This window comes from Pseudomonas sp. KH_046_1 (assembly GCF_057839025.1).
In genome coordinates, this window is sequence record NZ_CM174481.1 from 4,777,731 (window position 1) to 4,802,025 (window position 24,295).

Sequence of the window (24,295 nt, forward strand, 5' to 3'; positions counted from 1 at the left end):
ATGCAGACGCAGACGTCTGCACCGGGCCTTTGGTGGAGCAAGAGTGTGCATCGTTAGCTGACTAAGTTAACCGAGCATTAACAAAAAAGCCCTGCACGATAAACATCGTGCAGGGCTTTTTGATCCGTCCTGAAAGCTTAATACCGGTTCGGCTCCATTTCCAGATCGACATGGAAACGCTCGAAAATGTCTTTCTGGATGCGCTGCGCCAGGTTCAGCAGTTGCAGGCCCGTCGCGCCGCCATAGTTGACCAGCACCAGTGCCTGCAATTTATGCACGCCAGCGTCAGCCTCACGGAAACCCTTCCACCCTGCCCGCTCGATCAACCAACCGGCGGCCAGCTTCATCTGCCCGTTGGGTTGCGCATAGGCCACCAGGTCCGGGTATTCGCCCTTGAGCCGTGCAGCCAGCGCCGCCGGCACCAAAGGGTTCTTGAAGAAGCTGCCGGCATTGCCGAGTACGGCCGGGTCCGGGAGTTTTTCGTTGCGGATGCTGCAAATGGCCTGGCTGACATCGCTGGCGGTCGGATGCTCGATGCCTTGTTCGGTCAGGCGCTGACGCACCGGGCCGTATTCCAGGTGCAGATGCGCGGCGCGGTCGAGGGCGAAACGCACACGCAGGATCAACCAACGCCCCGGCTCCTGCTTGAACAGGCTGTCGCGGTAAGCGAAGTTGCACTCTTGCAATGTGAAGTCGCGCAGTTCGCCGGTCTGGCGATCGAGGGCGGTCAGGCCGGCGAACACGTCCTTGATCTCGACCCCATAGGCGCCGATGTTCTGCATTGGTGCCGCACCGACGGTGCCGGGAATCAGGCTGAGGTTTTCCAGGCCGGACAGTCCCTGGGACAGTGTGTGTTGCACGAAGGGATGCCAGGGCTCACCGGCCTCGGCCTCGATCACCACTTTGCTGCCGTCATCGCTCAGCACGCGAGTCCCGCGGGTGGCCATGCGCAGCACCAGCGAATCGATATCCGCCGTCAGCAGCAGGTTGCTGCCGCCGCCGATCACCAGCACCGGCACCTCGTGTTCCAGCCCGTAGGCCAGGGCTTCGCGCACATCGGCGTCGCTATGGGCCTCGGCAAACAACCGGGCCTGGACATCCACGCCAAAGCTGTTAAACGGCTTGAGCGAAACCTGCGATTGAACCTGCAAACTCATAACCGTCCCTTCAATTCGATCACCAGCAAATCGCTGGCGCGCTCGATCAGGTCCAGCACCTGCTCGAAGCCTTGGTCGCCGTCGTAATACGGGTCCGGCACTTCATCGATTTCCGACTGATAGCGACGCAGGAACAAATCCAGCTCTGCCTTGCCCTTGACCGGTTGCAAGGCCTTGAGGTTGCGCAGATTGCTGTTGTCCATCGCCAGGATCAGATCGTAGGTGGTGAAATCGGCGCGGCTGACTTGCCGGGCGCGCTGGGCGGACAAGTCATAACCGCGCAGCTTCGCCGCGGCCTGACTGCGCTGGTCCGGCGCCTTGCCGACATGCCAGTCGCCAGTACCGGCTGAGGCGACTTCGACCTGGTCGGCCAGCCCCGCTTCACGCAACTTATGCCGCAGCACGCCTTCGGCCGTGGGTGAACGGCAGATGTTGCCCAGGCAGACAAACAGAACCCGCATCACGCCTCCAGCAGGCGACGAACGCGCTCTAGGTCTTCAACGGTATCGACACCGGCTGGCGGCGCGATCAGTGCGTCGGCCACATGGATCCGCACGCCGTGCCACAGGGCACGCAGCTGTTCAAGGCACTCGGTGTTTTCCAGCCAGCATGGACCCCAGCTGACGAAATCCTGCAGGAAACCGGCGCGGTAGGCATAGATGCCGATATGGCGGCGATACGGCACACCTTCGGGCAACTGCTCAGGGTTCACGGCGAACGCATCCCGCGCCCAGGGCAAGGTGGAACGGCTGAACGTCAGCGCCAGGCCATTGAGGTCGCTGACGACCTTGACCACGTTGGGATTGAACAGGGTGTCCGCGTCTTCGATCGGTTCGGCCAGAGTGGCCATGCGCGCTTCGGCGTGGGCCGCCAGGTTGGCGGCGACCTGATCGATCACGCTCGGCGGGATCAGCGGTTCGTCGCCCTGGACGTTGACCACAATGGCGTCGGGCGCCAGGCCCAGCTTCATCGCGACTTCGGCCAGGCGATCGGTGCCGGAATTGTGATCTTCACGGGTCAACACCACTTCGGCACCAAAGCCTTTGCAGGCCTCGACGATGCGCGCGTCGTCGGTGGCCACCACCACCCGCTCGGCGCTGCTTTTGCTCGCCTGTTCCCAGACGTGCTGGATCATCGGCTTGCCGGCGATCAACAGCAGCGGCTTGCCCGGCAGGCGTGTGGAGGCGTAACGCGATGGAATGACGACGGTAAAGGCTGTGGTCATTTATCCAGGCGCTCGTCGGTGGTCAGGGTGCGCGCTTCGGATTCGAGCATCACCGGGATGCCGTCGCGAATCGGGTAGGCCAGGCCTGCACCCTTGCTGATCAGCTCGGTCTTGTCGGCGCTGAGCTTGAGCGGGCCTTTGCAGACCGGGCAAGCGAGGATATCGAGCAATTTGGTGTCCATGAGCATTCCCTGGAAAAAACGGAGTTAAGGCAACAAACGAGCCGGCAGCAGGCGCATCAGCTGTGTATCGAACCAGGCCACGAAGGCCGGCGACGGCACGGCATCGACCGCCAGGTACCACCAATCGGCGGCGGCAAAGGCACGGCATTTCACCGCGTCCTTTTCCGTCATCACCAATGGCAATGACGGCGTGAAATTCAAAGCCTCCACGCTGTATTCGGCGTGGTCGGCAAACGCATGTGGAACCGGCTGCCAGTGTAGCGTTTCGAGGGTCTTGAAGAAACGTTGCGGATTACCGATGCCGGCCACCGCGTGCAGGGCCTGGCCGCTGGGGAAGTGGTCGAGGGGACGCCGTTCGCCGCTGCGCAGGTTGACCAGCGCGGTGGGTTGCAATTGAAAGGCAAATCCATCATCGCGGTCAGCCACGGCACCGTTGTAGAGCACCGCGTCGACGCTTTGCAGGCGCTCGACCGGTTCGCGCAATGGCCCGGCAGGCAGGCATCGACGGTTGCCCAGGCCGCGGGCGGCGTCGATCAGCACCAGCTCGAGGTCACGGGCCAGGCGGTAGTGCTGCATGCCGTCGTCGGACAGGATCAAGTCCAGCGGCTCGCTGGCCAGCAAGGCTTTGACGGCGTTACCGCGATTAGGGTCGATCATCAGCGGCACGCCCGTGCGCTGGACGATCAGCAACGGCTCGTCACCGGCGACGTCAGCACTGTGCTCGGCCTCGACCCGCCACGGCAACTGCGGCGGTTTGGCGCCGTAGCCGCGGCTGACCACGCCGACCCGCAGGCCGCTGCGCTGGCAGTGCTCGATCATCCATAGAATCAGTGGCGTCTTGCCGGTACCACCCACGGTGATATTGCCAACCACGATCAGCGGCACCGGCGGCTGATAGATCTCGCCCTCACCCGCCAGAAAGCGCTTGCGCTTGTTCATGACCACGCGCCGGTACAACCACTCCAGTGGCTGCAACAGCTTCAGGGCCGGATGACCTGCGTACCACGCGGCGAGCAATCGATTGGACATGCTCATCAGGGCGCGGGGGGCGCCGCCTCGATAGTGGTCATGCGCAAATGGCTGAAACCAAGCTTGCCGGCCGCATCCATTGCGGTCACCACGGACTGATGTTGAGTCTTGCCGTCGGCGCTGATGGACAGCGGTCGGTTGGTGTCGCCGTTGGCTGCTTTTTGCAGTGCGTCCATCAGCGAAGCCAGGTCACTTTTCGGCAGGATCTGGTTGTTCACCGAGAACACGCCGTCGGCACTGATGGCGATGTCCAAAGGCTTGCTCTGATCGTCGGCCGGCGTGCCGCTGACGGCTTCCGGCAGATCGACGCGCAACTGGGTTTCACGGGTGAAGGTGGTGGTCACGACAAAAAACAGCAGCAGGATGAACACTACGTCGATCAGCGACGCGAGGTTGATGTCCACCGTTTCCCGTGGTTTGCGGCGGAATTTCACGCTTTACTCCCGGTCAGGTCCACATCGCGATCGCCCTGCACCACTTCGACCAGCTTGATCGCTTCCTGCTCCATGCCCACCACCAGCTCATCGATCCGGCGTTGCAGGAAACGATGGAAGAATACCGCCGGGATACCGACCATCAAACCGGCAGCCGTGGTGATCAGGGCCTTGGAAATACCACCGGCCAGTACCGAGGCGTTGGTGGTCATGCCTGAGCCTGTGAACGCACTGAAAATATCGATCATGCCCAGCACCGTACCCAACAGGCCCAGCAACGGCGCCATGGCGGCGATGGTGCCCAGGGCGGCGACGTAGCGTTCGAGCTCATGGATGACCCGTTGTGCGGCCTCTTCGATGCACTCCTTCATGATCTCGCGACCATGCCTGGAGTTGGCCAGGCCGGCCGCCAGGATCTCGCCCAAAGGCGAATTGGCGCGCAGTTCCTTGAGTTTTTCCTTATTGAGCTGTTTGTCCTTGATCCAGACCCAGACCTGCCCGAGCAAGTGCTCCGGGGTCACGCGGCTGGCTCGCAGGGTCCAGAGGCGTTCGGCGACGATCGCCATGGCCGCGATGGAACTCAGAATGATCGGCAACATCATCCAGCCGCCGGATTTGACCAATTCCCACACAGTGACAGTCCCCTCGAAAAAGTGCGCCACTCTAACATAGGGGGTGCAAGCACCGAAGACCGTGATGTCGCATCCGGTCGGGCTTTGATAACGCTCGGTTATGGGTTGAAGGGCGGCGGATCGCGCCAGAAACGCCGTTCCTGGCGCATTGACCACGGCGGCTCGAAGCGTCCCAGTTGCAGACGAATGGCACCCTGTTCGACGCTGTCGTAGATCGCCATCCCACGTTTTTGATACCGCGCGATGACCGTCGCATGCGGATGGCCAAACGAATTGCCCTGCCCGCGGGAGATCAGCGCACCTTTAGGTTGCAGGACATCCAATAGGGCATTGGATGACGAACTGCGACTGCCGTGGTGTGGCGCCTGCAGCCAATCGGTGGGCAGGGCCAACGGACTGTCCAGCAGGGCTCTCTCGGCGGCGGCATCGATGTCGCCACTCAACAGCAACCGTTCGCCATTGGCCTCGATCAGCAAGACACAGGAGTTCTGGTTGCTGTCGCCGGCCAACGGCCAGTGCCAAAGCTGGAAATCAACTTCATCCCAGGTCCATTGCCGGCCGCTCTCACAGCTCTCGGCCTGCAATTGCGCAGGCAAGTCTGACGGTTCACCACTGACCACCTGTTTCACCGGCAAGCCCCTGGCAATCGCCGGGGCACCGCCGGCATGATCGGCATGGGCGTGGCTGATCAGCATCAGATCGAGCCCCTTCACCCCAAGTTTGCGCAATGCTGGCAGCACCACCCGTTCCCCCTGGTCGAGTTCACCGAAACGCGGTCCGGCGTCATACAGCAACGTGTGATGCCGAGTGCGCACCAGGATTGACAGGCCCTGCCCCACATCCAGTTGCCAGACTTCGGCCATGCCCTCCTGCAACATCGGCCTGGGCGCAAAAACCAGCATCAACAACATGGGCCACCCTAGCGGGCGCATCGGTACGCCTCGCGGCAGCAATAGCAAGAAGGCGCCAATGGCACCGATTACCCAGGCCCATAGCGGGACTGCCGCGGGCACCCACGCGGGAACCTGACCGGAGACGAGCCCCAATCCCCTGAACCACCCGTCGATCAGGCCGCCCGCCAGCCACAGCAATTTCTCACCCACGTAAGGCACCGGCAGCAACAGCGTCCCGAGCAAGGCCGGTGGCAGGACTACCAGACTGATCCAGGGCACCGCGAACAAATTGGCCAGCGGCCCGCTGAGACTGATTGGTAACCCCAGAGCCAGTAACAATGGGCACAGCCCGATTGCAATCAGCCACTGGGCACGGGTCCAGGTCTGCCACCAACGCCAAGGCCCCAAACGTCCGCCGAAGGTCAATATCAAGACTGCCACGGCCGCGAAAGACAGCCAGAACCCAGGTTGAAGACTCGCCAGCGGCTCCAGCAGCAAAATGCCGCTGAGTGCCAACAACAGTGGCCACCATGCACCGAGATGACGGAACCGTAGACGCCACAACAACACCATTGCAATCATCAGGCAGGCCCGTCGTACCGGCACCTCGAAACCGGCCAGCATCCCGTAACCGAGCGCAGCGGCGAATGCCAGGCCACACGCCCAGGGCAACCATGGCAGACGGCTCGGCCATAGCCCCAAGCGGGCCAGGCCGGCGATCAGCAGATACACGACGCCCGCCAGCAATCCGATGTGCTGCCCGGAAATCACCAACAGATGCACCGTGCCGGTGTCCTGCAATACCTGCCAGTCTTCGCGACTCAGCCCGGCGCCGTCCCCGAGCACCAACGCCGTCAACGCGCCGCTTCGCCCTTGGGCATCCACCGCCAGCAAACGCTGACGGATTGCATCACGCCAGGCCCATTGGGCTGGCGCAAGGCGTTCGCCCTGCTTGACCGTTCCGGTCGCGCCGATGCGTTGTGCCAGCAACCAGGCCTGGTAATCGAAGGCCTGCGGATTGAGGAGCCCGACCGGGCGCTTCAACTTGACTGCCAGGCGCCAGCGTTCGCCACTGTTCACCGGCGGCCCGCCATACCAGGCCAGACGCATTTGCCGCGGCAGCCGGGTACGTCGGGACTGGATGTCGGTCAATTCGAAACGCACGACACCGTCGTCATGCCGGGGCAAGCCTGTGACCCGCCCTTCGACCCAACGGGTTTCTCCGTCCAGCGCCGGCGGCAACCGGTCATCCAGCGCCCACTGCGCATTCGCGCAGGCCCAACTCAAACCGAACAGGTAAAACGCCACCGGATAGGTCCTGAACGGCAGCAACATCAAACCCGCCACCGGCATCGCCAGCCACAACCAGACCGGCGGTAATGCCGGTAAAAAACGCAAGGTCAACAGACCCAACGCCAGCGCCATCATCCCTGTGCGCATAAGCCCGTCCTTGAGAGTACCCTTCAATGCTTAGCCCGCCCGTCACATGGGCGTCGTCAATAATTGTCACAAAGTCTGAATGGGCAGTTCATAGAATCCAGACATACTTGCCGCCCTGACCGACCGAGAAGCCTTATGCCCCGGCGCTTATTCAAACGTTACATGCCAGACCCGATGAGCATCAGGGAACACAAATCCTTACGCTTTCTCGGCACGCTGTTGCATGACCCGAACCTGTGGCACCTCAACCGCCACTCCGTTGCCCGCGCCATGGCGGTGGGGCTGTTCGCCGCGTTTCTGCCGATCCCGTTGCAGATGCTGCTGGCGGCCATCCTCGCCATCATCGTGCGCGGCAACATGCCGATTGCCGTGAGCCTGGTCTGGCTGACCAACCCGATCACCATGCCTGCGGTGTTCTTCTGCACCTACCAGGCTGGCGCCTGGCTGATGGACGTTCCCACCCGGCAGTTGCCGGACTCACTGACCTGGGAATGGATCAGGGGCGAAATCTCGACACTGTGGCAACCGTTTCTGTTGGGCTCGGTTGTAACCGGGCTGGCACTCGGTGCACTGGCCTACTTCCTGGTGATGATGTATTGGCGCTGGTGGGTGGCGCGGCAATGGAAGCGGCGCAGGCAAAGTCGAATGTGAGAATGCAAAACGGCCTCCGCTTGGGAGGCCGTTTTTTATGCGGTGTCTGGGCTGACGCCATCGCGAGCAAGCTCGCTCCCACACTCGATCCATGTCGCAAAGTAGATCCCCTGTGGGAGCGAGCTTGCTCGCGATGCAGGCGACGCGGTATCCCTTAAGTCCGCATCCCGCGCCCGCTGACCAGCAACCGTGCACTACCGAGATACAGCACCGCGGTCGCGACCAGCATGAAGGCGATGGCCACGCTGATGCGGATATCCGAAACGCCAAGGATGCCGTAACGGAACGCGTTGACCATGTGCAGCACCGGGTTGGCCAGGGACACGGTCTGCCAGAACGGCGGCAGCAAGGTGATCGAGTAGAAGACCCCGCCCAGGTAAGTCAGTGGCGTCAGCACGAAAGTCGGAATGATCGAAATGTCATCGAAGTTGCGCGCAAACACGGCGTTGATGAAGCCCAGCAGCGAGAAGATCGTCGCGGTCAGCACCACCACCAGGATGGTCACGCCCAGGTGATGCACCTGCAAATGGGTGAAGAACAGCGACAGCAGAGTCACGATGATCCCCACCATCAACCCGCGTAGCACACCGCCCAGGGTGTAGCCGATCAGAATGGTGTGCGGCGACAGCGGCGAGACCATCAGTTCTTCAATGGAACGCTGGAACTTGCTGCCGAAGAAACTCGACACCACGTTGCCGTAGGAGTTGGTGATCACCGACATCATGATCAGCCCCGGCACGATGTACTCCATGTAAGTGAAGCCACCCATGTCGCCGATTTGCCGACCGATCAGATTACCGAAGATCACGAAGTACAGGACCATGGTGATGGCCGGCGGCAGCAAGGTCTGCGGCCAGATCCGGGTGAAACGCCGGACTTCACGGTAAACGATGGTGTTGAGGGCAACGAGGTTGGGGCGCAGCTCGGAACTCATACCGCCACCTTCGACAGATTTTTCTCCACCAGGGACACGAACAACTCCTCAAGCCGATTGGTTTTGTTGCGCAGGCTCAGTACTTCAATGTTCTGCTGCGCCAACTGGGTGAACAGCGCGGTGATGCCCATGGATTTGTCCACCTGGACTTCCAGGGTGTGACTATCGACCAGCCGGGACGGGTAGCCGAGCAACTGCGGCGCCACTTGCAACGTGTTCTTCATATCCAGCAGGAACGTTTCCACATGCAATTGGCTGAGCAACTGCTTCATGCTGGTGTTCTCGACGATGGTGCCGTGGTCGATGATGCCGATGTTGCGGCACAGCTGCTCAGCCTCTTCCAGGTAGTGGGTGGTGAGGATGATGGTGATGCCTTTCTGATTCAGCTCGGTGAGGAAGCTCCACATCGAGCGACGCAGTTCGATGTCCACTCCGGCAGTCGGTTCGTCGAGGATCAGCAGGCGCGGTTCATGAACCAGCGCGCGGGCGATCATCAGGCGACGCTTCATGCCGCCGGACAGCGAGCGCGACGGCACGTCCTTCTTGTCCCACAGGCCGAGCTGGGTCAGGTACTGTTCGGCGCGTTCCTTGGCGATTTTCGCCGGAATGCCGTAGTAGCCGGCCTGGGTCACGACGATGTCGAAGGTCTTTTCGAACTGGTTGAAGTTGAATTCCTGAGGCACCACGCCGATGGAGCGCTTGAGCTGCGCAGGATTCCTGTCCAGGTCGTGACCGAAGATATTCACCGTGCCGCTGGTCTTGTTCACCAGGGTCGAGAGAATGCCGATGGTCGTGGATTTGCCGGCGCCGTTCGGGCCGAGCAAGGCGAAGAAGTCACCTTCGGCGACATCCAGATCGATACCACTCAGGGCCTGGAAACCGTTGCCGTAGGTTTTGGTTAGCTGCCGGATGGACAGAGCGGAACTCATATCTGATTTACGCACCAAGAAGGGAAGAAAGGGATAAGTATGGGCGGCGGCGAACAATACAACCGCAGCGAACTGGCACAATGGTGCTTGTCGCCGCCACACAAGTACAGTCAAGCGTGTCGATAGTGAGTATTAAGTCAACGCGGTCATGACCGCCTTTTGATACGCCGGACGCTGTTTCAACCGTGCGTACCAGGCCTGCAGATTCGGTTGTGGCGCACGCTCGATCGGCATCTCGAACCAGGCATAAATGAAACTGCCCAAGGGAATATCGCCCATGCCGATCTCGTCTCCGGACAGGTAGGGCTTGTTCGCCAACGCCTGATCGGCCATCGCCAGCAGCGTCTCGCATTCCTTGATTGCCGCCTTGATGGCAGGCCAGTCCTGCTGGTCTGCCGGGGTACGCAGCACGCCCCAGAACACGGTGCGGAACGGACCGGCAAAGCTCGAAGTGGTCCAGTCCATCCACTTGTCGGCAGTGGCGCGGGCCTTAAGATTGTTCGGGTACCAGGCCGTGCCGTCGGCATGCAAGGCCATCAGGTAACGCACGATGGCGTTGGATTCCCACAACACAAAACCGTCGTCTTCAATGACAGGCACGCGACCATTGGGATTCATGGCGCGGTATTCGGGCGTATCGACGACACCAAAGGCGCCACCGGCATCGATCGCCTCATAGGCCAGCCCCAGTTCTTCGGCGGCCCACAATGGCTTTCTGACATTCGACGAGTTTTTCCGACCCCAGATCTTCAGCATGACCGCCTCTTTTTCGATAAGTGGGCAGGCAGCATACGCCGGATCAGGCGCGACTCAAATCGCTCTGCATGTCGCCCAACAGCGCTTGCTGTTGCTCGCCGAACAGGTGCGGATAGCATTTTTCCAGGTGTTCGAAAAAGAACGCTTCAGGTACGTCGGCGAACTGGCCGTGATCGACGAGGTACTCCATCAGCTTCGCGCCATCGCGGTTGAAGGGATGAAAAACACTGTCGTTGATCCCGTCGAATTCCAGCGGCGCCACATTGAACAGGTCGCAGAGTTTGCGGTTGAACGCTGGCGTCGCCTTGACCCAGCGATCCTGCAAATAGAACTCGGTGTAGCCGTGCATGGCGAACATGTCGCTCTTGAGCAACTCAAGCAGCCGTGGCGTCGACAAATGATTGCGCACATCCGCCAGGCCGATCCGCGCGGGAATCCCGCAATGCCGCGCTGCACCTGCCAGCAGCGTAGCCTTGGGCACGCAGTAACTCTCCCCGGCCGCCAGCGCATAACTGCCGCGCAGGGTTTGCGGATCGCGACTGAATGTATACGGGTTGTAGCGCACCGCTTCGCGCACGGCGTAATAGAGACTGATCGCCTGCTCCAGCGGATCGCGACTGGCGCCACGGTGTTTTTCGGCGAACTCCACCACGGACGGATGGTCACTATCGATGAAGCGGCCGGGACTCAGATACTCGTGCATGAGAATAATCTCCTGGGGAAGCCCCGAGTCTAGCGAGAGCTTCAGCACAGAGATAACGACATTTCGGCCAAACATGGGCGCTTTGCCGCTTGCTCGATGAACGCGTTTCCCACGATTCCAAACACATCGCTCCAACCAGCCTGTTTCGCGGATGCCGTCTAAGCTCTGTGGGCTGGTTCGCCCTGGTTTCACGGAGGAATGAATATGCTGCTGTTGTGGATACTGGTTCTGCTGGTCGGGATTGCTTATTTGGCCCACCGCCGCATCGCCCCACTGCCCGCCCTGAGTATCGTGGCGGTCTATGTCGTGGCCATGGGCGCTTTCAGCCGCGCGCCGGGCTGGTTATTGCTGGTTTACTGGGTATTGATCGCCGCCGTCGCCGCGCCCTTGCTGCTGCCCGACCTGCGCCGCAAATTGTTCAGCGCGCCGATGTTCAACTGGTTCCAGAAAACCCTGCCGCCGATGTCGCAAACCGAACGTGATGCCATCGACGCCGGTACGGTCTGGTGGGACGGCGAACTGTTCAGTGGCCGTCCGGACTGGAACAAACTGCTGTCCTATCCCAAAGCACAATTGAATGAAGAGGAACAGGCTTTCATCGACGGGCCGACCGAAACACTCTGCGCCATGGTCAGTGAATGGCAGCTCAGTCAAACCATGGACCTGCCACCAGAAGCCTGGACATTCATCAAGGACAACGGCTTTTTCGCCCTGATCATCCCCAAGGAGTTTGGCGGCAAGGGCTTCTCCGCCTATGCCCACTCGCAAGTGGCGATGAAACTGGCGAGCCACAGCGGCGACCTCGCCTCCACCGTGATGGTCCCCAACTCCCTCGGTCCGGCCGAACTGTTGCTGCATTACGGCACCGACGAACAACGCAATCATTACCTGCCACGCCTGGCACGCGGTGACGACATCCCGTGCTTTGCCCTTACCGGTCCCTTGGCCGGCTCCGACGCCGGCGGCATGCCGGACTCCGGGGTGATCTGCAAAGGTGAATGGGAGGGCCAGGAAGTCCTCGGCCTGCGCCTGAACTGGGAAAAGCGCTACATCACCCTCGGACCGGTGGCCACCCTCCTCGGCCTGGCCTTCAAGGCCTACGACCCGGATCACCTGCTGGGCGACAACGAAGACCTGGGCATCAGCCTGGCGCTGATTCCAACCGACATCGCCGGTGTCGAAATCGGGCGCAGGCACCTACCCTTGGGCGCCGCGTTCATGAATGGCCCGAACTCAGGCAAGGACGTGTTCGTCCCGCTGGAGTTCCTCATCGGCGGCCAGGAGATGCTCGGCAAAGGCTGGATGATGCTGATGAATTGCCTGTCGGTCGGGCGTTCGATTTCCCTGCCAGCAGTGGGCACCGGCATGGCCAAGTTCACCAGTCTGGTGACGGGCCAATACGCTCAGGTTCGCGAGCAGTTCAACGTGCCGATTGCCACTTTCGAAGGCATTCAGGAAGCCATGGCGCGCATTGGCGGCAACACCTGGATGATGGACGCCGCCCGCATGCTGACCGCCAACGCGGTCGATCTGGGCGAGAAACCGTCGGTGCTGTCGGCGATTCTCAAGTACCACCTCACAGAGCGCGGCCGCGACTGCATCAGCGATGCCATGGATGTGCACGGCGGCAAGGCGATCATCATGGGGCCGAACAATTACCTCGGCCGCAAATGGAACTGCGCGCCGATTTTCATCACCGTCGAAGGCGCGAACATTCTCTCACGCAACCTGATGATCTTCGGCCAGGGTGCGATTCGCTGCCATCCCTTCGTGCTCAAGGAGATGGCCCTCGCCAGCCGTGAAGACAAGGATCAGGCGCTCAGAGAATTCGATGGCCTGCTGCTCAAGCACATCGGTTTTGCCGTGGGCAACGCCGCCAGCACACTGGTGCTCAATCTCGGTTTCGGACACCTCGAACACACCCCGGGCGACAAGCTCAGCCAGGGTTACTTCCGCGCCCTCAATCGTCAGGCCGCGGCTTTCGCCCTGCTCGCCGACCTCAGCATGATGCTGTTGGGCGGCGCACTGAAACGCCGCGAACGTCTGTCCGCACGGCTGGGTGACGTGCTGAGCAACCTTTACCTGGCCTCGGCCGCACTCAAGCGCTACAGCGATCTCGACTCACCGCAGTACATGGCACCGCTGCTGGCCTGGGCCATGGAAGAAAGCCTGGGCCAGGCGGAACGAGCCATGGATGAGCTGTTGAATAACTTCCCGAACAAAGTCGTCGGCTGCCTGTTGCGGGTGATCGTGTTCCCGTTCGGTCGCCGGCACAAAGGGCCATCGGACAAACTCGGAGCCGAAGTCGCTGGGTTGATTGGCCGCCCCAAGGACGACCCTGCCCTGGAGGAATTGCTCCTGGGTTGCTATCGCCCACAAGCGAGCGACGATCCGGTCGGTGCATTGCAACACGCCTGCAATCTGTTGAGCGCCGCACAGCCGTTGCAGAAAAAACTGCACGTGGCGGTCAAGAGTGGTCAGGTCAAACCCGTGGCCGGCGAGTCGGTGATCGATGCCGCCCTCGAGGCTGGCGTGTTACAGCCGGTGGAAGCCCAAACCCTGCGTGAAGCCGAAGCGGCCCGGCGCAAGGTGATCGATGTCGATGACTTTGACCAAAAGGCTTTGGCACTGGCCAAGGGAAAAGTCCGCTGATCCCTTCAAGCATGTAAAAACGGGCGCAGGCGCTTTATACTCCCGCGCCCGTTTTGCTCTTGAGGACTTATCTCGTGTCCAACATCGTTGCCGATCATCTCGTTTTACTCGACCACCTGCGCAGCATCCTGGTCGCCGTAGGTGAGGCCGAGCAGGTTCCCGACGAAAGTCATGCCTTGTTCCTTGAGCGCTTCGACGAACTGCTTGCATCGCTGCCGATTGACCCGATCGAAAGCCAGTACCTGGGCCAGGACATCCTGTGCCAGGTCATTACGCGCTATCCGCAAATCGCTCACCTGGTCCCGCGCGACCTGCTGTGGTATTTCGCCGGTGACTGCCTGCATTACATGCCCGATGATGAAATCGACCTGTATCAGGCACTGGAAGAGCGCCGCTTCGAAGCCGAACAGAACGACGAGCCTTTCGACTGGAACCAGGAAAAGCAGCTGCTGGCGCTATCGAACCAGGACAGCAAGCACTGATCTTCAATCAGTGATACCAAAAGGCCCGCATGCTTGAGCATGCGGGCCTTTTTTATTGCCTTCAGCGCAACCCATCAATTTCGTCAACCGCACTGTGCTGCGACCTTGCCCACCCGCCTATCTCCAGCCTTTGCACCAATGCTTTTCTTTAAATTCATGGCACTTTGGTTTGATTGAACTACCTTCAAACAATAAGAAGTCATGACGGCTCGATTTTCCACGTCAGCTTCAGTGATCAGACAGCGGATTGGCAAAAGGAGTTACCTCACCATGATCCTGGCAGGCGCTTTTCGGCTCTGTACCTTCATTGCCGATGACTTTCCGGGGGAACCAGGTCGACCCATAGGCACGAGTATCGCTCAGACGGGCAGTCCAGGTAACCGGATCACTAAAAACCGATTCAGCAAAGGTCGCTCGCTGTCCCGCCAGATCTGCGAATTGCGCCCGCTCGTGTGTAGCACGCAAGGAATAACGCCAAGGCCATGGATGAGTGGTCGGGCGCATTGGGGGGGATAGCCCGATCCCCGTGAAGTGATCCGAGACAACTCAGTCCGCCTAAAGACGGTCTATCCAGTGAGGATGTACTTAATGAGCCTTCGTACCGTGCCCGCTTTCAAGCGAATTTTCCATGGCCTGTTCTGGATGGGCCTCAGCGTGGATGCGGCTCAGGCCGCGCCGGCCAATTGCCAGCAACTGGACAGTTGGCCGACAACGTACGAGGTCGGTCAGGGGCTGCAGAATGAACTGCGCAGCCCCGTTCCGGTAACTCAACTGGCGGTGGGCGACCCGAAAATTGCCGATGTGCAGCCCAGCGGCAGCAACGCTTTCATACTCACGGGCATTGCGCCGGGGACCACCAGCCTGATGGTCTGGACCGCCTGTTCGAAAACGCCGCGCCAAAGCATGGTGTTCGTCAAGGGCAAGGCCACGTCGGCGCTGACCAGCGTGCCGTCGGTGCCTTCCGACGACCCGCTGCTGCCGAGCCAGGTGCAGACCGATATCCGCTTCGTTGAAGTCAGCCGGACCAAGCTCAAGGAAGCCTCCGCCTCGATTTTCGGCATCCGTGGCAACTGGCTGTTCGGCTCGCCGAGAACCTTGCCCACCATCGGCGGCATTGTCACGCCGGTGATACCGGTGAACAACGACAATTTCAACCTCACTTTTGCTACCGGCAATACCCTGGTGGCGCTCAACGCGCTGGAGGGCAGCGGCTTCGCTTACACCCTGGCGCGGCCAAGCCTGGTAGCGCTCAGCGGTCAGAGTGCGAGTTTCCTGGCCGGCGGTGAAATACCGATTCCGGTGCCCAGTTCAGGCAGCGATAACGTGTCCATCGAGTACAAGGAATTCGGTATCCGCCTGACGCTGACGCCGACCATCGTCGGGAAAAACCGTATCGCGCTGAAGGTGGCGCCGGAAGTCAGTGAACTGGACTTCACCAACGCCGTGAGCATCGCCGGCACGGTAGTCCCGGCCCTGACCGTGCGCCGTACCGATACCAGCATCTCCCTGGCCGACGGCGAAAGCTTCGTCATCAGCGGTCTGATCAGCTCCCGCAACAATTCCCAGGTGAACAAGTTTCCGGGGCTGGGCGATATCCCGGTTCTGGGCGCGTTTTTCCGCGACAACACCATCAACCGTGAAGAGCGCGAACTGCTGATGATCGTCACTCCGCATCTGGTCCAGCCACTGGCCGCCAATGCACAACTACCGTCATTGCCTGGCGAACAGCTGCGCAATTACGACCCGAACTTCTACCGCATGTTTTTCCTGGAAAATGGCGACTTCGACAGTCGCAGCGGGCTCTCGCAATGAACCGGAGCCTGAACCAGACTTGCCTCGCCCTCACGCGTAACGGTGACTTTGCACGCTTGCCGGGCCAGCCTTATTGCCATTGGCCAGGCGTTCAACGTGTTGCAGCCAGGGGACCTTCGATGAAAGCAGTCATAGCAATAGCGGCGACATTAATGCTCGCAGGTTGTGCCAGCAATGGCCTGTCTTCGCGACCGGCCAGCTGTGCCAAGCCCGATTCGGAGCAAGAACTGGCCCTGAACCTGGCCGACAACATGGCCGACGAAGGCCGTTTGTATGCCAGCCTGGCGAATCTTGAAGGTTTGCCCGATAACCTGGTCCAGGTTCGCCTGCGCAAGGCTCGGGTACTGCGCTTGATGGGGCGTAGCGGCGACGCACAGCCGTTGTACGAAGGTTTGCTCGGCACCTGTCTGGTGGCTGAAGGGGAGCATGGCCTGGGCCAGCTGGCCGCCGCCAAAAATGATAACGCCAGCGCTGCCACTCACCTTGAGCGTGCGGTGAAGATGGCCCCCACCGACGACAGGATGCGCAATGACCTGGGGGTCGTCTACCTCAATCAGCGACGGATCCCTGAAGCACGCTTTGAGTTCATGACCGCCATGGAGCTCAAGCAGGCAAACACACTGGCGGCACTCAATATGGTGACGTTGCTGATCTACCAGGATAACTGGAAGGCGGCCGCCGAACTCGTGACCCGCGCCGACTTGAGCCCCAAGCAAGTCGTAGAGGCTCAAACCCGCGCGGAAAAACTCAAGGCCTCCGCCACAAAAGTGGTGGCTACCGATGGCAATCGCAGGGCTGAGGTAGCCGATGCCTCTACCAGTGCGAACAAGTAGAACGTATGAGGAGTCGAGATGAATACCAAACGACTGTTGATCGTGTGCATGGCTTGCCTGTCCACCACTGCCTGGGCCATTGAGCCGGGCCCCGCTTCGCCGTATCAACAAGGCACCGAACAGTGGTTGCAGCTGCAGATTCGCGGTGTGGTTGCTTCCCCTAAACTGCAAACCGCTTCGGCCACCGAACGTGACCTGGCCATGCAGCGCTGGCTGAATAGCTTCAACTACCCGATTCCGGAATTTTATAACCAGGATGCAGCGGGACAAATGACCATCGGCGACTGAGGCATGTCGATGGGTGATCAGCCTCTGGTGTCGTCCAGAGTAGCCTGGCTGCAAAGCCGGGCTTGATGTCGTGTGCAGGAAAGCAGTGGTATCTACACATTATCCAATCCTTACCAAATTACCCCCGAAGCTGCCGCAGGCTGCGATCTTTTGAATTAAAGGCCCAGGCAACGAATTGCCTGCCAGAAAAATCAAAAGATCGCAACCTGCGGGAGATGTGTAGATCAAGTGCAGATCAGGCTCGGATGGCAAGGCCATCGCGCTCGACAGGCTCCGGCCGTCTTACCTCACCCGAATGCTTTGAGTACCCCAATCATGGCGGGGCCGATAGCGACCAGAAAGAAGCTCGGCCATAGACAGAAAATCAGCGGAAATACCAACTTGGTACCGATTTTCGCCCCCATCTCTTCGGCGGCCTGCATACGCCGGTCACGAAATTCATCGGCATAGATGCGCAAGGTGTCGGCCACGCTGGTACCGAAGCGGATACTTTGTGACAACAGACTGACCAGCCCTTGCACGTCATCCAGGCCAGTGCGTAAGGCCAGTTGCTTGAGCGCCTCGGTACTGGAAATGCCCGCGCGGATTTGCGCATTGACCAAGGCCAGTTCTTCAGCCAGTTCGACCTGACTGACCGACATCTCCTCAGCCACCCGTTCGATGGTCGTGGGCAGGGCCAGGCCCGACTCCACGCACACCACCATCAGATCCAGCGCATCCGGAAACGCAGCACGCAGCCGACCTTGTCGCAACTGCTTGCGCTTGGCGACATATAGTCCCGGCAGCAGCCATCCGATGCCGGCCACCAAGACCACCAACAGCAGCCCCATGATCAAGGAAACCTTGGGAATCATCGGCAACAGCAGCAACGTAATACCGATCAATAACAGCGGCAACATCAAGCGTACCGCCCAGTACATCTGCACCGCCGACGAGGAACGGTATCCCGCATGCATCAACAGGGTCTGGGTGACGGACGTCTGAGCCGATTCGGCCGAGCCAAAGCGCTGGCCGACCCGCTCCAGCAACAGTTGCAAATTACCCGGAGCTTCCTGCCCGCTCGTGTTGCCTAAATGACCACGCTTGATCAGCGCCAGACGACGCTGCACCGGATCCTGAAGCCCCATCATCAGCAAGATCACGGCGACAACCGCAAGCACCGTACTCAAACCGATCACGGCAATGAACAACAGACGCGCCATCTCCTCGTTTGCCGTGACCCGACTGAACAACCCGAGCAAAAAGTCCATGACCTGTACCTCCCGGTAGCGAATACCGCTTAAACCTGAATCCGGATGATTTTGCGTATCCAGAAAATCCCGATCAACATGGCGCAGAACGCCCCGATGATCAGCTTGCGGCCCATGGGATCATTGATCAGCACAGGCATGTAACTGGGGGTGGTGAGTATGATCGCGATCGCCAGCACGAAGGGAATCGCCACCAGCACCCAGGCCGACATGCGCCCTTCCGCCGACAGGGTTTTGACTTTGCGCTGAAAGCGGAAGCGCCCGCGAATCAGCCGACTCAGACGCTCCAGCACCTCGGTCAGATTACCGCCGGTCTCGCGATGGATGAGGATCGAGGTCACCAGCATCATCACCGTCATGCTCGGCATCCTCTCCAGCAGGCCGAGCATGGCCCGACGCACATCGTTGCCATAGTTGATATCGGAGAAAGTCAGGCCGAACTCATGAGCCACCGCTCCCCTGTGCTCCTCGGCCACCAGGCGCAGGGTTTCGTTGAATGGGTGCCCGGCGCGCAGAGCGCGGCACATGGCATCCAGCGCATCCGGCAGGCCCTCCTCGAACTCAGCGAAACGCTTGCCACGGTCGCGAGAGATTTTCAGTATGGGTAACCAGAAGACCGCGAAACCCGCCACCAGCGCCATCCACCAGACTGGCGAAACCATCCAGATCAAGATGCCCGCCCAGACACCCAGCACCAGCCCGAGCAGCAATACCCGATAGGCCCGGTATTCGTGCCCCGACTGCTCAATCATTTGCGTCAATGCTTCCATAAAGGGCAGCTGCTCAAGCCTGGCCTCCAGGGGCGACAAACGCGTCAGGTATTTCTGTCGCAACACTGTCTGCATGTTGGGCTGATTGTTGGCTTTCTCCAGTACATGCAAGCGGCCGCGGATGCGCTTGCGCATCTTGCCGGCCTCACCGAATACCGGCACCGCCACGCTCTGAGACAAGAGGAAGACGGCGATAAACACCATGCCGAGGAACATCAGAATGAATTCACCGGGAATCTGGTTCATGGCTGCCGTGCCTCCATCCACTCAGGCCTGAACATCGTCAGCGGCAACTCGATGCCGCGCTTGGCCAGCACATCGCGGAAGGCGGGGATCATGCCGCTGGGTCGATAATCCCCGAGTACCTCGCCGTTTTCGCCCATGCCATGGCGCGCGAAGGAGAAGATTTCGGTCATGGTGATGATCTCGCCTTCCATGCCGTTGATCTCCTGCACGCTGACCAGGCGGCGCTTGCCGTCCTCCTGGCGTTCCAGCTGGATCACCACATCGATGGCCGATGCGATCTGCTGACGCATGGCCTTGATCGGGAAGGTCGCCCCGGTCATCGACACCATATTCTCGACCCGCCCCAACGCATCGCGCGCGGTGTTGGCGTGGATCGTGGTCAGCGAGCCGTCGTGACCGGTGTTCATCGCTGTCAGCATGTCCAGCGCCTCGACGCCGCGCACTTCGCCGATCACAATGCGGTCCGGACGCATCCGCAGGCTGTTGCGCACCAATTCCCGCTGACTCACCTCGCCGCGCCCCTCGATATTCGAAGGCCGGGTTTCCAGACGCACCACATGGGGCTGCTGCAGTTGCAGTTCGGCCGAGTCTTCGATGGTGACGATCCGCTCGTTGTGCGGAATGAAACTGGACAGGACATTGAGCATGGTGGTCTTGCCACTGCCGGTACCACCGGAAATCAGCACGTTCAAGCGCCCACGGACAATCGCCTTGAGCAGCAGGGCAATGGCCGGAGTCAACGTCCCCACCTGGATCAGGCTGTCGGTATTGAGCAGGTCCACCGCAAAGCGCCGGATCGATATGCTCGGGCCGTCGATGGCCAGCGGCGGGATAATCGCATTGACCCGCGAACCGTCCTTGAGCCGGGCGTCCACCAATGGCGAGGACTCGTCGATACGCCGACCCAGACTGGAAACGATGCGGTCGATGATGTTCAGCAAATGCTGATCATCGCGAAAGCGCACATCGGTGCGTTGCAGTTTGCCAAAGCGCTCGACATAGACCGAGGCATGGCCGTTGACCAGAATGTCGGACACGCTGTGATCGGCCAGCAACGGTTCCAGAGGGCCAAGGCCGAGCACCTCGTCGGTGATCTGCTTGATGATCAACTGGCGGCTGGAAGTACTCACCGGTGCCGAATGCTCATCGAGCAGGCGCTGACAAATATCGCGAATCTGCCGCGTGGCCTCAGCCTGTTCCAGGGAGTCCAGCATGGACAGGTCCATGACCTTGAGCAACTGCTGGTAGATCTTTTCTCGCCACTCGGCTTCTACCGGGGTGACCTGACTTCTGGTTTCGTAAAGAATGTCCGGCGTTGCACGTTCCCACGCCATTATTTCCTCTGCCGGATCCGGCAGGTCGTCACCCGGCTGGCCAGCCTGCGATGTGGCGGGTTTACCGGATTGTTTGCGCAAGCGGTTACGAAAGTCGCTGATCATGGGTCACCCCCCGAAAAAACGGTTGAAGGCGCGTTTGAACACGCCTTTTTTTCCAGCCATCTGGTTCCCGACCAGGTCATCGGCCACGTTGCGCAGGGCAACGGTGATCGCTGCCTTCGGCGCATGCAGCCCCAACGGCACGCCAGTGTTCTGACTCTGGCTGACCAGGTTGAAGTCGTTGGGTAATTTCGACAGGTTCGTGCAGCGCAGCGCCTCGCCGATATCTTTGAGGCTGACCGCTGCCGCCTTGTCATAGCGGTTGACCACTATCTGCAATTGATCCCCACGCACGCCCAGGTCTTCACGAAGGATCCGCACCAAGGCGCTGGCATCGCGCAGATGGCTGACGCTCTGCTGCACCACCACGTACACCCGATCCACCTGTTCCAGCACGGAGCCGGTGAGGTGGTCGATTTGCCGCGGCAGATCGATCACCACCCAGTCATAGCTGGCGCGGGCCAACTGCATCAGGGTATCAAGTTGCTCGGGTTGAGCATCCTGCGGCAGACACAGCTCACCGGCCCGGCCACCCAGCACATGCAAGGTCGGGCTGAAGTGGCTGCAAAAACCGCGTAACGCAACGCTGTCCATGCCGTCGATCTGATGCAACACCTCCAGATGGCTGTGCGCCTGCGCTACATCCAGGTAATGCATCACGCTGCCAAATTGCAGGTCCATGTCCAGCAACAGTGTACTGCCACCCTTCATGCTGAGCTGCTGAGCCAGGTTGCAAGCCAGCATGGTGCCGCCGGATCCGCCCTTGGCGCTGATCACGGCGAGCAATTTCCCTTCTGTCCCACTGCCGGTCCGAACCTCCATGACCAGCCGATTCAAGGCGGCGACCAGTTCCGTCTCGGCGACAGGCTCCGGCAGCACGTCACGGGCGCCGGCCTGCATCGCCAGGCGCATGCCTTCCTGTTCGCTCAGCAGACCGCACACCAACATCGGCGGACGCTCATGGGCCGGGCGCTGCAACAGTGCCGCCAGCTCTTCACGCCACAGGTGGCTGACGCGCAACAGCAACAGATCGGGCATCCGGTCCAGGCCGTAGAGCGGGTCGACATGCCCATTGCTCACCAGCCGAGTACTCACCTCCAGGCTGGGCATGCGTTGGCAGACACTCTGCAGATCACGCAACGACGTGGCATCACGGCTGCTGATCAGCAACCTGAGCCCGGCTTTGCCGGTGGAACTGGCGAGTGGAGTGTCCTTGGTATTCAGCATGGCGTGATCTCCCCGGAATCGGAATGACGCCCGAGACTTTCGCGTGGCAACGTTGCTCTGAATGCAGGCAAGGTAATGGGCACGCCGAACCCGGGAATGAACAGATTGAATACGAAGTTTTGCAGACTCAACCGGACATAGCGGATTGCACGAAAACCATTGACGCTGACCAGATCAGCGGGGTTTGCCACCAGTGCACCGTTTACGTCCAGATAGGTCAACGTCAGGTGGGTGGTGGCCAGATCGCCGATCAGCTGGCTATTACCTGCATCGCCCGCGGCATTGAAGATCGCCCGCCGCAACACCACCGGATCGCTGATATTGCATACCGCCGCCAGGCGCGTACCACGGCGTACGGCTTCATCCAGCGCATTGACCGTGAAGTACAAGCGGCCCATTTCCACTACACCGAACAACAGTGTGAACACCAGCAGACCAACGATGGCGAACTCCACGACATAGGTACCGCGCATGTGTTTTCTATTCATCACAGCGCCCTCATCACGGTAGTGGCGACCAACGGAATGCTCAGTGCAATCGGATTACCAAAAAAACCGGGAAGCGCTCCGGCGCAATTGCCAGCGCCAATCACCGGGCAGAACGTGTAAGTGATGGTGACCCGCACATGGTCGGTGCCCACTGCCGCGACGTCCACGTTGTCAGTCGTCAACCCAGACACCACAGCGGTCCCGGTGTTGGCCGGCACGCCATACACCGCAACGTTTTTCGTCTGGGTCAGTAGCGTATCGCTCAGAGTGACCGCACCCAGCGTCGAGTTCCAGGCCTGGCTGGCGACGAAACGGTCGGCATCGCGGCTGGCCTGCAGCAGCAGGTTGTACTGATAGAGCATGCGGCCGAACTCGCCGAAGGCCAGCATCAGCAACAGCAACACCGGCAGGACGAGGGTGAATTCCACCATGGCCAGGCCTTGCTGGTGCTGCCGATGTTTAAATCCATGAAGTCTCATGACGCCCCCTACGAGTCAGTGCTCGGAGTGCCGCTGCCGTTGAGATAGGTTTTGTAGAGCTGAATGATCTGCGGGCCGGAATCGGTTGACGGCGAGGGGCCGGCCACGTTGTCGCCTTCGCACTCCTTCACGAACTGTCCGAAGATCTCCGCTTCCGCGCCGCCGCCATCCATGGGCTGCACCACGAAATAACAGCCAAAACCGAGGACCGGGATCGAGGTTGAACCATTATTTTTCCCGGCGCAGTCGCCCACCACGATCTTCAGCATCCGGCGCTCGAACACCCCATTGCTCTCACAGCCACTGGCCCCTGCCACACACGCGGCAACGCTCGTACGCCAGTCGTTATAGTCCAGTATCGCGTTGCCGCCCGCCGTGAGGGTGCCATTGCTCGAGGTGACGGTTTGCCCCTGGTACTTCGGGCCTGTGCCGTCGTCAGTGATTGCGGGGTTACTGGACGAGGTCACCAGGTCCGGCGGATAGGCCGAGGCACTGACCGGGCCGTTGTAGATGCCGAAGCGTGTATTCAGGCCTTGAGACGCAGGGCCGACCTTGTTGCCAGGTTCGGTCGCCACGTTGTCTCCCACATTGCGGCAGACCTTGCCGCCTCCGGCCATCTCCTCCCTGATCGCATCGCCGCCCGTGCCAAAATCGAGCAACTGAAAGTTGCCTGGACCAATGGGCGAGTTATTGCCGGCAGCCGTCTTCAATACCTTCAAATCACCAAACTGGAAGCCCCAGAACATACCACCGCCCGGGTTGTATTGAGCCGGGTCGCCACAGACCATCAAAGGCGCGAGATCGCAGGGGCTGGTAGGGCTGGGTCCCGCGGTGGCGATCGCCGCCACTGCCTTGTTCCCCAGGGCGCCTAATGACTGGGCGAAGTTCCAGAAAAAACCCGTCAGGTTATAGCTCGGTACCGATACCCGAACGTATTTGGCATCAGCCGGCCCGGGATAGGAAAACGGGCCATAGACACTGCTTGCCAGTTCCACCACTGCAAATGCACCGGCGTTGCCGCCGACCGCCGTGGCCAATTCGTTGTTGCCCGTGGCATTGGCATTCTGTGTCAGCGTAAAGAGCGCGGCGGTACGCGTCGTGCTGGCACTGTTGATGCCACCCTCCACCTGACTCAGGGTTCTGGCTCCACTCAGGGCGGCGGCGTCCACCGCATTCTGCAGGCGCGTTTTGTTCAGCATCATATGCCCGCCGTCCAAAGCCAACGCCGCCATCATGGCCATCGCCGCCAACGCGATCACCATCAATACACTCACCGATCCTTCCTGGCGCCTTGGCGTCGAAGTGAACGGCTGCTGAATACGAAGATTCATCATCAAGCCCTCGATTGCCGATACTGATCCGGATCG

Annotated in this window: 25 protein-coding genes; 6 read left to right on the plus strand and 19 right to left on the minus strand. The window is 60.4% G+C overall.

Features of this window, described 5'->3' with window-relative positions; genetic code table 11:
- Positions 1-137 precede the first annotated feature (137 nt).
- The 8 genes from murB to AC3IT9_RS21865 all read right to left on the minus strand — a co-directional run bounded on the left by murB (position 138) and on the right by AC3IT9_RS21865 (position 6,992).
- The gene (murB, locus tag AC3IT9_RS21830; protein ID WP_151214576.1) at positions 138-1,157 is read right to left on the minus strand and encodes a UDP-N-acetylmuramate dehydrogenase; all 1,020 of its coding nucleotides are present in this window, start codon (positions 1,155-1,157) and stop codon (positions 138-140) included.
- Positions 1,154-1,618, minus strand: coding sequence for a low molecular weight protein-tyrosine-phosphatase (locus AC3IT9_RS21835; protein ID WP_151214575.1), 465 nt, complete (start codon positions 1,616-1,618; stop codon positions 1,154-1,156). Before AC3IT9_RS21835 ends, murB begins: the two co-directional genes overlap by 4 nt.
- Positions 1,618-2,382, minus strand: a complete 765-nt coding sequence (kdsB, locus tag AC3IT9_RS21840; protein ID WP_150726179.1) for a 3-deoxy-manno-octulosonate cytidylyltransferase — start codon at positions 2,380-2,382, stop codon at positions 1,618-1,620. Before kdsB ends, AC3IT9_RS21835 begins: the two co-directional genes overlap by 1 nt.
- A complete protein-coding gene (locus AC3IT9_RS21845; protein ID WP_003179363.1) occupies positions 2,379-2,564 on the minus strand; it encodes a Trm112 family protein in 186 nt (61 codons plus the stop codon). Before AC3IT9_RS21845 ends, kdsB begins: the two co-directional genes overlap by 4 nt.
- Positions 2,565-2,588: 24 nt before the next feature.
- Positions 2,589-3,599 carry a tetraacyldisaccharide 4'-kinase gene (lpxK, locus tag AC3IT9_RS21850; protein WP_489271003.1) on the minus strand — a complete coding sequence of 337 codons (1,011 nt, stop codon included), beginning with the start codon at positions 3,597-3,599 and terminating at the stop codon, positions 2,589-2,591.
- Complete coding sequence (locus AC3IT9_RS21855) at positions 3,599-4,027, minus strand: ExbD/TolR family protein (RefSeq protein ID WP_150726177.1); 429 nt, start codon at positions 4,025-4,027, stop codon at positions 3,599-3,601. Before AC3IT9_RS21855 ends, lpxK begins: the two co-directional genes overlap by 1 nt.
- Complete coding sequence (locus AC3IT9_RS21860) at positions 4,024-4,659, minus strand: MotA/TolQ/ExbB proton channel family protein (RefSeq protein ID WP_150758372.1); 636 nt, start codon at positions 4,657-4,659, stop codon at positions 4,024-4,026. The genes AC3IT9_RS21855 and AC3IT9_RS21860 overlap by 4 nt, the downstream gene beginning before the upstream one ends.
- A 98-nt stretch (positions 4,660-4,757) precedes the next feature.
- Positions 4,758-6,992, minus strand: a complete 2,235-nt coding sequence (locus AC3IT9_RS21865; RefSeq protein WP_489271004.1) for a DNA internalization-related competence protein ComEC/Rec2 — start codon at positions 6,990-6,992, stop codon at positions 4,758-4,760.
- A gap of 135 nt (positions 6,993-7,127) precedes the next feature.
- Between AC3IT9_RS21865 and AC3IT9_RS21870 the strand changes: the two genes are divergently transcribed.
- Positions 7,128-7,643 (plus strand): DUF2062 domain-containing protein, encoded by a 516-nt coding sequence (locus AC3IT9_RS21870; RefSeq protein ID WP_150726174.1) that lies wholly within the window; start codon positions 7,128-7,130, stop codon positions 7,641-7,643.
- Between the two features lie 154 nt (positions 7,644-7,797).
- Here the strand turns inward: AC3IT9_RS21870 and AC3IT9_RS21875 are convergent, their stop codons facing one another.
- From AC3IT9_RS21875 to AC3IT9_RS21890, 4 genes are all read right to left on the minus strand, one after another.
- Positions 7,798-8,577, minus strand: a complete 780-nt coding sequence (locus AC3IT9_RS21875) for an ABC transporter permease (RefSeq protein ID WP_046037490.1) — start codon at positions 8,575-8,577, stop codon at positions 7,798-7,800.
- A complete protein-coding gene (locus AC3IT9_RS21880) occupies positions 8,574-9,506 on the minus strand; it encodes an ABC transporter ATP-binding protein (protein WP_150754009.1) in 933 nt (310 codons plus the stop codon). Before AC3IT9_RS21880 ends, AC3IT9_RS21875 begins: the two co-directional genes overlap by 4 nt.
- Positions 9,507-9,638: 132 nt before the next feature.
- Positions 9,639-10,262: a glutathione S-transferase family protein gene (locus tag AC3IT9_RS21885; RefSeq protein ID WP_489271005.1), complete on the minus strand. Its 624-nt coding sequence runs from the start codon at positions 10,260-10,262 to the stop codon at positions 9,639-9,641.
- A 43-nt stretch (positions 10,263-10,305) separates the two neighbouring features.
- A complete protein-coding gene (locus tag AC3IT9_RS21890; RefSeq protein WP_489271006.1) occupies positions 10,306-10,965 on the minus strand; it encodes a transglutaminase-like domain-containing protein in 660 nt (219 codons plus the stop codon).
- Between the two features lie 204 nt (positions 10,966-11,169).
- Between AC3IT9_RS21890 and AC3IT9_RS21895 the strand changes: the two genes are divergently transcribed.
- The 5 genes from AC3IT9_RS21895 (at position 11,170) to AC3IT9_RS21915 (ending at position 17,032) form a co-directional block, all read left to right on the plus strand.
- Positions 11,170-13,617, plus strand: coding sequence for an acyl-CoA dehydrogenase (locus tag AC3IT9_RS21895; RefSeq protein ID WP_489271007.1), 2,448 nt, complete (start codon positions 11,170-11,172; stop codon positions 13,615-13,617).
- 74 nt (positions 13,618-13,691) lie between these two features.
- The gene (locus AC3IT9_RS21900) at positions 13,692-14,099 is read left to right on the plus strand and encodes a PA2817 family protein (protein WP_150754013.1); all 408 of its coding nucleotides are present in this window, start codon (positions 13,692-13,694) and stop codon (positions 14,097-14,099) included.
- A 588-nt stretch (positions 14,100-14,687) separates the two neighbouring features.
- Entirely contained in the window at positions 14,688-15,911 is a 1,224-nt protein-coding gene (locus AC3IT9_RS21905) for a type II and III secretion system protein family protein (protein ID WP_150726168.1), read from the plus strand.
- A 119-nt stretch (positions 15,912-16,030) separates the two neighbouring features.
- Entirely contained in the window at positions 16,031-16,744 is a 714-nt protein-coding gene (locus AC3IT9_RS21910) for a tetratricopeptide repeat protein (RefSeq protein ID WP_489271009.1), read from the plus strand.
- Between the two features lie 18 nt (positions 16,745-16,762).
- Complete coding sequence (locus AC3IT9_RS21915) at positions 16,763-17,032, plus strand: DUF3613 domain-containing protein (RefSeq protein ID WP_489271010.1); 270 nt, start codon at positions 16,763-16,765, stop codon at positions 17,030-17,032.
- Positions 17,033-17,319: 287 nt separating this feature from the next.
- Here AC3IT9_RS21915 and AC3IT9_RS21920 read toward each other — a convergent pair whose 3' ends face one another.
- From AC3IT9_RS21920 to AC3IT9_RS21950, 7 genes are read right to left on the minus strand one after another with little or no spacing between them, the layout of a single operon-like run.
- Entirely contained in the window at positions 17,320-18,282 is a 963-nt protein-coding gene (locus tag AC3IT9_RS21920; protein WP_489271011.1) for a type II secretion system F family protein, read from the minus strand.
- A 29-nt stretch (positions 18,283-18,311) separates the two neighbouring features.
- A complete protein-coding gene (locus AC3IT9_RS21925; protein ID WP_489271012.1) occupies positions 18,312-19,298 on the minus strand; it encodes a type II secretion system F family protein in 987 nt (328 codons plus the stop codon).
- On the minus strand, positions 19,295-20,737 hold the full coding sequence (locus tag AC3IT9_RS21930) for a TadA family conjugal transfer-associated ATPase (protein ID WP_489271013.1): 1,443 nt from the start codon (positions 20,735-20,737) through the stop codon (positions 19,295-19,297). Before AC3IT9_RS21930 ends, AC3IT9_RS21925 begins: the two co-directional genes overlap by 4 nt.
- Before the next feature lie 3 nt (positions 20,738-20,740).
- The gene (locus AC3IT9_RS21935; protein WP_489271014.1) at positions 20,741-21,961 is read right to left on the minus strand and encodes an AAA family ATPase; all 1,221 of its coding nucleotides are present in this window, start codon (positions 21,959-21,961) and stop codon (positions 20,741-20,743) included.
- Positions 21,955-22,449, minus strand: a complete 495-nt coding sequence (locus AC3IT9_RS21940) for a TadE/TadG family type IV pilus assembly protein (protein ID WP_489271015.1) — start codon at positions 22,447-22,449, stop codon at positions 21,955-21,957. The genes AC3IT9_RS21935 and AC3IT9_RS21940 overlap by 7 nt, the downstream gene beginning before the upstream one ends.
- Positions 22,449-22,928, minus strand: coding sequence for a TadE/TadG family type IV pilus assembly protein (locus tag AC3IT9_RS21945; protein WP_489271016.1), 480 nt, complete (start codon positions 22,926-22,928; stop codon positions 22,449-22,451). The genes AC3IT9_RS21940 and AC3IT9_RS21945 overlap by 1 nt, the downstream gene beginning before the upstream one ends.
- An 8-nt stretch (positions 22,929-22,936) precedes the next feature.
- Positions 22,937-24,262, minus strand: coding sequence for a TadE/TadG family type IV pilus assembly protein (locus tag AC3IT9_RS21950; RefSeq protein ID WP_489271017.1), 1,326 nt, complete (start codon positions 24,260-24,262; stop codon positions 22,937-22,939).
- Positions 24,263-24,295: the final 33 nt, after the last annotated feature.

Bases quoted from the DNA above. Each gene is read 5' to 3' on its own strand.
- murB (WP_151214576.1), bottom strand. From the start codon at position 1,157: ATGAGTTTGCAGGTTCAATCGCAGGTTTCGCTCAAGCCGTTTAACAGC.
- AC3IT9_RS21835 (WP_151214575.1), bottom strand. From the start codon at position 1,618: ATGCGGGTTCTGTTTGTCTGCCTGGGCAACATCTGCCGTTCACCCACG.
- kdsB (WP_150726179.1), bottom strand. From the start codon at position 2,382: ATGACCACAGCCTTTACCGTCGTCATTCCATCGCGTTACGCCTCCACA.
- AC3IT9_RS21845 (WP_003179363.1), bottom strand. From the start codon at position 2,564: ATGGACACCAAATTGCTCGATATCCTCGCTTGCCCGGTCTGCAAAGGC.
- lpxK (WP_489271003.1), bottom strand. From the start codon at position 3,599: ATGAGCATGTCCAATCGATTGCTCGCCGCGTGGTACGCAGGTCATCCG.
- AC3IT9_RS21865 (WP_489271004.1), bottom strand. From the start codon at position 6,992: ATGCGCACAGGGATGATGGCGCTGGCGTTGGGTCTGTTGACCTTGCGT.
- AC3IT9_RS21870 (WP_150726174.1), top strand. From the start codon at position 7,128: ATGCCCCGGCGCTTATTCAAACGTTACATGCCAGACCCGATGAGCATC.
- AC3IT9_RS21875 (WP_046037490.1), bottom strand. From the start codon at position 8,577: ATGAGTTCCGAGCTGCGCCCCAACCTCGTTGCCCTCAACACCATCGTT.
- AC3IT9_RS21880 (WP_150754009.1), bottom strand. From the start codon at position 9,506: ATGAGTTCCGCTCTGTCCATCCGGCAGCTAACCAAAACCTACGGCAAC.
- AC3IT9_RS21885 (WP_489271005.1), bottom strand. From the start codon at position 10,262: ATGCTGAAGATCTGGGGTCGGAAAAACTCGTCGAATGTCAGAAAGCCA.
- AC3IT9_RS21890 (WP_489271006.1), bottom strand. From the start codon at position 10,965: ATGCACGAGTATCTGAGTCCCGGCCGCTTCATCGATAGTGACCATCCG.
- AC3IT9_RS21895 (WP_489271007.1), top strand. From the start codon at position 11,170: ATGCTGCTGTTGTGGATACTGGTTCTGCTGGTCGGGATTGCTTATTTG.
- AC3IT9_RS21905 (WP_150726168.1), top strand. From the start codon at position 14,688: ATGAGCCTTCGTACCGTGCCCGCTTTCAAGCGAATTTTCCATGGCCTG.
- AC3IT9_RS21910 (WP_489271009.1), top strand. From the start codon at position 16,031: ATGAAAGCAGTCATAGCAATAGCGGCGACATTAATGCTCGCAGGTTGT.
- AC3IT9_RS21915 (WP_489271010.1), top strand. From the start codon at position 16,763: ATGAATACCAAACGACTGTTGATCGTGTGCATGGCTTGCCTGTCCACC.
- AC3IT9_RS21920 (WP_489271011.1), bottom strand. From the start codon at position 18,282: ATGGACTTTTTGCTCGGGTTGTTCAGTCGGGTCACGGCAAACGAGGAG.
- AC3IT9_RS21925 (WP_489271012.1), bottom strand. From the start codon at position 19,298: ATGAACCAGATTCCCGGTGAATTCATTCTGATGTTCCTCGGCATGGTG.
- AC3IT9_RS21930 (WP_489271013.1), bottom strand. From the start codon at position 20,737: ATGATCAGCGACTTTCGTAACCGCTTGCGCAAACAATCCGGTAAACCC.
- AC3IT9_RS21935 (WP_489271014.1), bottom strand. From the start codon at position 21,961: ATGCTGAATACCAAGGACACTCCACTCGCCAGTTCCACCGGCAAAGCC.
- AC3IT9_RS21940 (WP_489271015.1), bottom strand. From the start codon at position 22,449: ATGAATAGAAAACACATGCGCGGTACCTATGTCGTGGAGTTCGCCATC.
- AC3IT9_RS21945 (WP_489271016.1), bottom strand. From the start codon at position 22,928: ATGAGACTTCATGGATTTAAACATCGGCAGCACCAGCAAGGCCTGGCC.
- AC3IT9_RS21950 (WP_489271017.1), bottom strand. From the start codon at position 24,262: ATGATGAATCTTCGTATTCAGCAGCCGTTCACTTCGACGCCAAGGCGC.